We start from the raw sequence: 6,000 nt of genomic DNA on the forward strand, positions 1-6,000 counted from the left end.
GGCCCTACGGTGACGCACAGTGGCACGAGGCTCCGAGCTCAGGAGACGCACCCGGGCCGCTGACCGGAGTCCATCGAGCCCTCCTGTTCGGCACGGAGCCACGGGCAGAGCACGGTGCTCGCGTTCGAAGGAGAACACGAGAATGACCACGAAGCACGACCGCGCACGTCGCGGGCGCAGCGAACGGCGGGCCACCCGCGTCGCCGCGATGATCGCGGCGTCCGGCCTGGCCGGGGCCGCCCTCGTCACGTCGGGGGGCGCGGCGCTCGCGAAGCCGTCCACCCCCGCGGCGGACAACCCGTTCGGGCCGAACGTCACGATCTTCGACCCGTCCATGTCCACCGACCAGATCAACGCGGCGCTCGCCGCCGCCCAGGGCTACGGCGAGTTCAGCACCGACCGCCACGCGTTCTTCTTCAAGCCCGGCACGTACGGGAGCGCGGCCGGCCAGGACAACCCCGGCACGGCGACCGGCGTCGTCAACGGCCAGGTCGGCTACTACGAGACGGTCGCGGGGCTCGGCGCCAACCCGGACGACGTCACCATCAACGGCGCGATCCACGCCGAGGGCATCCCGCCGGCCACCCACTGCCCGTGGGACAACTGGGACGGCGGCGACAGCGCCCTCACCAACTTCTGGCGCTCGCTGTCGAACGTCAAGATCAACCCGATCCAGCAGCCCGTGCCCGGCGACACCGGCGTGCCCGGTGTCTGCTACGCGAGCGGCCCCGACGACCTCGGCGCCACGAGCGGCGAGGGCATCGCCGACGCGCACCAGCTCCGCTGGGCGGTCTCGCAGGCTGCGCCCCTGCGTCGCCTCGACGTGACGGGCAACCTGTCGGTGTTCCCGCGGTTCGGCGGATTCTCGTCGGGCGGGTACCTGTCCGACTCGCGCGTCTCGGGGACGATCACCTCGGGCTCCCAGCAGCAGTGGTACACCCAGGACACGCAGCTCGGGACGTGGGACGGCGCCGTCTGGAACCAGGTGCTGTCGGGCGTGAACGCGGACGCCCTGTTCACGACGCCGTCGGGCAAGGTCACCGCGGACCAGCTCGCCTACCCGAACCCCGCGTACACGGTCGTCCCGAAGACGCCCGTGAGCCGGGACGCGCCGTTCCTCACCTGGACCGCGAAGGACGGCTACGGCATCTTCGTGCCCGACGCGCGGACCGCGAGCAGCGGCCCCGCCTGGGCCGACGGCACGGAGACCGGCACGACGGTCCCGCTGTCCGACGTCTACGTCGCGCACCCCGGTGACACCGCGGCGACCATCAACAAGCAGCTCCGCAAGGGCATGGACCTGATCCTCACGCCGGGCGTCTACTCGCTCGAGGACGCGCTCCGCGTCACGCGTGCCGACCAGGTCGTCCTCGGTCTCGGCATGGCGACGCTGTCCCCGACGACGGGTTCGCCCGCGCTCGTCACCAGCAACGTCGCCGGGATCAAGATCTCGGGCATCACGGTCGACGCGGGCGCGGTCAAGTCCGACGTCCTCGTCCAGATCGGTCCGCGCGACGGCCGCAAGGGCGACGCGTCCGACCCGACGACGCTGTCCGACGTGTTCGTCCGTGTCGGCGGCGCGCACGAGGGCAAGGTCACGACGGCCATCGAGGTCAACACGCCGTACACGCTCCTCGACGACATCTGGTCGTGGCGCGCGGACCACGGCGCGGGCGTCGGCTGGGACAAGAACACCGCGGACCACGGCCTCGTGGTCAACGGCGCGCACGTGACCGCGACCGGCCTGTTCGTCGAGCACTACCAGAAGCAGCAGGTCGTGTGGAACGGCGAGGACGGCACGACGGTCTTCTACCAGTCGGAGATCCCGTACGACCCGCCCACCCAGTCCGCGTGGATGGACGGCACCCGCAAGGGCTACGCCTCGTACGCGGTCGCTCCGGGCGTGAAGCAGCACACCGCGTACGGGCTCGGGATCTACTCGTTCTTCGACCCCACCCGCAACGACGGCTCGGACATCCGGCTGGAGTCCGCGATCACGGCCCCGACGACGCCGGGCGTCACGTTCACCCACGCCGTGACCCGGTTCCTCAACGGGGTCGGCGGGATCAACCACGTCGTGAACGACGCCGGCAAGGCCGCCGTCGCAGGGTCGAACGGCGACTCGACGACGTACCTCGAGCGGTACCCCGCGGCCGGCTGACGAGGAGGCCGTACGGCGGCGCGGTCGCTCCCTGCGGGGGTGGCCGCGCCGTCGGCGCGCCGGGCCGCGCTCAGCGCCGCCGGAACGGGGCGAGCGTGTCGCGCACGATCCCCGCGGCGCCCCAGTCGTCGTCGAACTGGGCGATGACCGCCAGGTGCTGACGGAGCTGGACGATCGGCATGCGGTCGCGCCACCCGTCGTCGAGCCCGGTGAGCTCGGCGTAGAGGGCGAAGAAGCCGGCGGCCTCGGGCGGCGGCGCCGTGGTCCACAGGTGGGCGAGGTCGACGTCGGCCCACGTGTACGACACGGCGGGGTCGATGAGCGCCGGTGCGCCGTCGGTGGTCGCCAGGACGTTCTGCGCCCACAGGTCGCCGTGCGTGAGGCACGCCGGCCGGACGGGCAGCATCTCGGGGAGCCGGCCGCAGAGCCGTTCGAGCGCCGCGCGTCCCTCCGGGCCGAGCGCCGCGTCGACGCGCGACTCCCCCAGCCAGCGCAGCAGCCGGTGCTCCGCGAAGAACGTGAAGCCGTCGTCCTCCCACGTGTTGAGCTGCCTGCGGCGGCCGAGCCAGCCGTCGTGGTGCCACCCGAACCGGTCGTGCGTCGTCGCGCTGTGGAGAAGGGCGAGCTCGTGCGCGAACCGCTCCCAGAACGCCGCGTCGCGGGGCCGCGGCGCGAGCGTCTCGAGCACGAGCAGGTCCGGCGACGCGAGGACCACCTCGGGCGTCGCGACCCCGCCGAGCGTCCGGAGCACGTCGAGGCCCTCGGCCTCGACGAGGAAGACGTCGTCCGCCGGGGCGTCGTCGAACGTCTTCACGAAGAGCGTCGTACCGTCCGCCCGCCGCGCGAGACCGGCCGTCGCGGCCAGGCCGCCCTCGGCCCGCTCGACGGCGACGACGTCGGTCAGCCCGGCGGCGTGCAGCCGCGCGAGCAGCAGGGCGGTGGGCTCGGGCACCGCCACCAGCCGGCCTAGCGCCCCTGCTCGAGGGGGCTGCCCGTGAGCCGCTCGTACGCGTCGAGGTACCGGTCACGCGTCGCCTGCACGACGTCGTCCGGCAGGGCGGGCGGCTCGGCGCCCGACGCGCGGTCCCAGCCCGACGCCGGCGACGTCAGCCAGTCGCGCACGAACTGCTTGTCGAAGCTGGGCTGCGCGTGCCCGGGCTCCCACGTCGTCGCGTCCCAGAAGCGCGAGGAGTCCGGGGTGAGGACCTCGTCGCCGAGGACGACCGTCCCGTCGGCGGTGCGCCCGAACTCGAGCTTGGTGTCCGCGAGGACGATCCCCCGCTCGCGGGCCAGCTCCTCGGCCCGCCCGTAGACGGCGAGCGTCAGGTCCCGCAGGTGGGCCGCGTCGTCGGCGCCGATCGTCGCGGCGACCTGGTCGAGCGTGACGGTCTCGTCGTGCTCGCCGACCTCGGCCTTGGTCGACGGCGTGAAGATCGGCTCCGGGAGGCGCGAGCCGTCCGTGAGGCCGTCCGGCAGCGCGATCCCCGACACCTCGCCCGTGCGGCGGTAGTCCGCGAGGCCGGAGCCGGTGAGGTAGCCGCGGGCGATGCACTCGACCGGGAACATGTCGAGGCGGCGGCAGATCATCGCCCGCCCTGCCACGACGTCGGGGACCAGGCCGTCGCCCGGCTCCGCGCTGATCTCCGTGCTCACGACGTGGTTCGGGACGACGCCGGCGAGACGGTCGAACCACCACAGGCTGAGCTGCGTGAGGACGACGCCCTTGTCGGGGATCTCGGTGGCGAGCACGTGGTCGTACGCGCTGATCCGGTCGCTCGCGACGACCAGGACGACGTCGCCCAGCGGATGCACCCCGCCGAGGGCCGGGAGGTCCGGCTCGTACAGGTCGCGGACCTTGCCGGAGTAGGTGTGGCGCCAGCCGGGGAGCGTGAGGGTCTCGGTCACGCGCTCAGTGTTCCACGGCGCGGCGAGATCGCCGGGCGCGCGCTTCGCGCGGCCCAGTCCCGGATGCCCACGAGGACCAGCACGAAGAAGATCCCGTAGACGATCCCGGAGAAGTAGAGCTCCGAGTGGATCGCGAGCGGGACCCCGACGAGGTCGACGGCCAGCCAGACGAACCAGAACTCGACGTACCGGCGGGCCTGCGCGTACATGGCGGTGACGGAGCCCACGAAGATCCACGCGTCGGCGAGCACCATCCACCACGGTGCCCCGGGGTAGAACGAGGCGTCCGTCGCCTTGAGCAGGGCCCCGAACGCGAGCGTCCCGCCGACCATCACGGCGGCCAGGACGGCGCGCTCCGTCCAGGTCGCCCACCGGACGTCGATCGCTCCCGTCCGCTCCTTGGTGCGCCGCCACGTCGCCCACCCCCACGACGCCGACGCGATGATGACGACCTGGCGGGCCGCGTTGCCGGCGAGATGGACGTTGAGGCTCGCGATCAGGAGCAGCACGGACCCGAGGATCTGCACCGGCCACGCGGCCATCGAGCGTCGCAGCGCCAGCCACACCGTGGCGAGCGCCAGGATGTTGCCGAGGAAGTCCGACCAGTAGACCGGGAGGCCGAAGAAGCTGAACTGCTCGTTCAGCCAGTGCAACGCGTTCATCGGGAGAATCCTCGCACCGGCGCGAGAGTTCACGCGCCGGGCGGCCACCGCACACGGCGCGTTCACGCCCAGGTCGCTTGCCCCGGGCACCGTCGCGGCCCATGAAGAGAACCCGCACCGGCGCCGTCGCCGCCTCCGCCGTCGCCTCCGTCCTGCTCCTCGGGCTCGTCGCCCCGACCGCCGCGTCCGCGCACCCCGCGCCCGCCGCCGTCGGGCACGCGCAGGCCGCGCACGCGCACGAGCAGGCCGCGCAGCACGCCGTGCCGTTCACGGCAGCGACCGTCACCGATCACGGCGACGGCACCTTCACGATCACCTGGGCCGCGCCCGGGGTCCGGTCCGTCGCGCTGTACACCGGCACGTCGCAGCACCGCGTCGACACGCGCCACGTGGTCGCGCGCGGCGCCGGCTCGGGCAGCGTCACCGTCCGAATCAGCGCGCCCGCCGACCGCCGCTGGTTCGAGCTCGTGCCCGACCGCGGCGAGTCCCTGACCCTCGCCGACCGGCTCGTCCGGCTCGACGGCACCGTGAACTTCCGGGACCTGGGCGGCTACCGCACCACCGACGGCCAGTGGGTCGCGATGGGCAAGGTGTACCGGTCCGACGCGCTCGACAAGCTCACCGACGCCGACCTCGCGAAGCTGCGGCGCCTCGGCATCCGCACCGACGTCGACCTGCGCACCGCCGACGAGCGTGCCGCCGCCCCCGACCGCGTCCCGAGCGGCGCGAAGCTCGTCGTCGCCGACGTGCTCGGCGGTTCGATCGGCTCGACGTTCAACCCCACCTCCGCCGACGCCGCCGCCCAGCTCATGGTCGAGGGCGAGCGCAGCATGGTCTCGAGCGCCTCCGCGAAGGCCGCCTACACCCAGCTGTTCGACGCCGTCAGCTCGGGTGGCGCCGTCGTCTTCCACTGCACCGCCGGCAAGGACCGCACCGGCTGGGGCGCCGCCGCGCTGCTCACCACGCTGGGCGTGCCCGGATCGACGGTCCGGGCCGACTACCTGCTGAGCAACACCTACCGCGCCGAGGCGAACGCCGCCGCGCTCGCGCAGCTCCCCGCCGCCGCGGCCGCGATCTACAAGCCGCTCCTCGACGTGCGGGCCGAGTACCTGGCCGCGGGCTTCGACGAGGTCCAGCGGGCCTTCGGCTCGTGGGACGCGTACCTGCGCAACGGGATCGCGGTGAACCGCGGCCAGCAGCGCGCGCTCGAGGCGCAGCTCCTCGAGGGCTGACGTCACGAACGCCGAGGGCGCCCTCCCGCGCGGGAGGGCG

Annotated in this window: 5 protein-coding genes; 2 read left to right on the forward strand and 3 right to left on the reverse strand. The window is 73.3% G+C overall.

Annotated elements, in window-relative coordinates; genetic code table 11:
* Positions 1 to 142 precede the first annotated feature (142 nt).
* The gene (locus ACFT5B_RS17900) at positions 143 to 2,161 is read left to right on the forward strand and encodes an adenylyl cyclase (RefSeq protein WP_386800532.1); all 2,019 of its coding nucleotides are present in this window, start codon (positions 143 to 145) and stop codon (positions 2,159 to 2,161) included.
* A gap of 70 nt (positions 2,162 to 2,231) precedes the next feature.
* On the opposite strand, the gene ACFT5B_RS17905 is transcribed toward ACFT5B_RS17900, so the two are convergent.
* From ACFT5B_RS17905 to ACFT5B_RS17915, 3 genes are read right to left on the reverse strand one after another with little or no spacing between them, the layout of a single operon-like run.
* Positions 2,232 to 3,113 carry a fructosamine kinase family protein gene (locus tag ACFT5B_RS17905; protein ID WP_386800533.1) on the reverse strand — a complete coding sequence of 294 codons (882 nt, stop codon included), beginning with the start codon at positions 3,111 to 3,113 and terminating at the stop codon, positions 2,232 to 2,234.
* Between the two features lie 14 nt (positions 3,114 to 3,127).
* Positions 3,128 to 4,066 (reverse strand): phosphoribosylaminoimidazolesuccinocarboxamide synthase, encoded by a 939-nt coding sequence (locus ACFT5B_RS17910; protein WP_386800534.1) that lies wholly within the window; start codon positions 4,064 to 4,066, stop codon positions 3,128 to 3,130.
* Positions 4,063 to 4,728: a nicotinamide riboside transporter PnuC gene (locus ACFT5B_RS17915; RefSeq protein ID WP_386800535.1), complete on the reverse strand. Its 666-nt coding sequence runs from the start codon at positions 4,726 to 4,728 to the stop codon at positions 4,063 to 4,065. Before ACFT5B_RS17915 ends, ACFT5B_RS17910 begins: the two co-directional genes overlap by 4 nt.
* Before the next feature lie 101 nt (positions 4,729 to 4,829).
* Here ACFT5B_RS17915 and ACFT5B_RS17920 point away from each other — a divergent pair, with 101 nt between their 5' ends.
* Entirely contained in the window at positions 4,830 to 5,960 is a 1,131-nt protein-coding gene (locus ACFT5B_RS17920) for a tyrosine-protein phosphatase (protein ID WP_386800536.1), read from the forward strand.
* Positions 5,961 to 6,000 lie beyond the last annotated feature (40 nt).

The organism is Luteimicrobium sp. NPDC057192, assembly GCF_042670205.1.
GTDB lineage: Bacteria > Actinomycetota > Actinomycetes > Actinomycetales > Cellulomonadaceae > Luteimicrobium.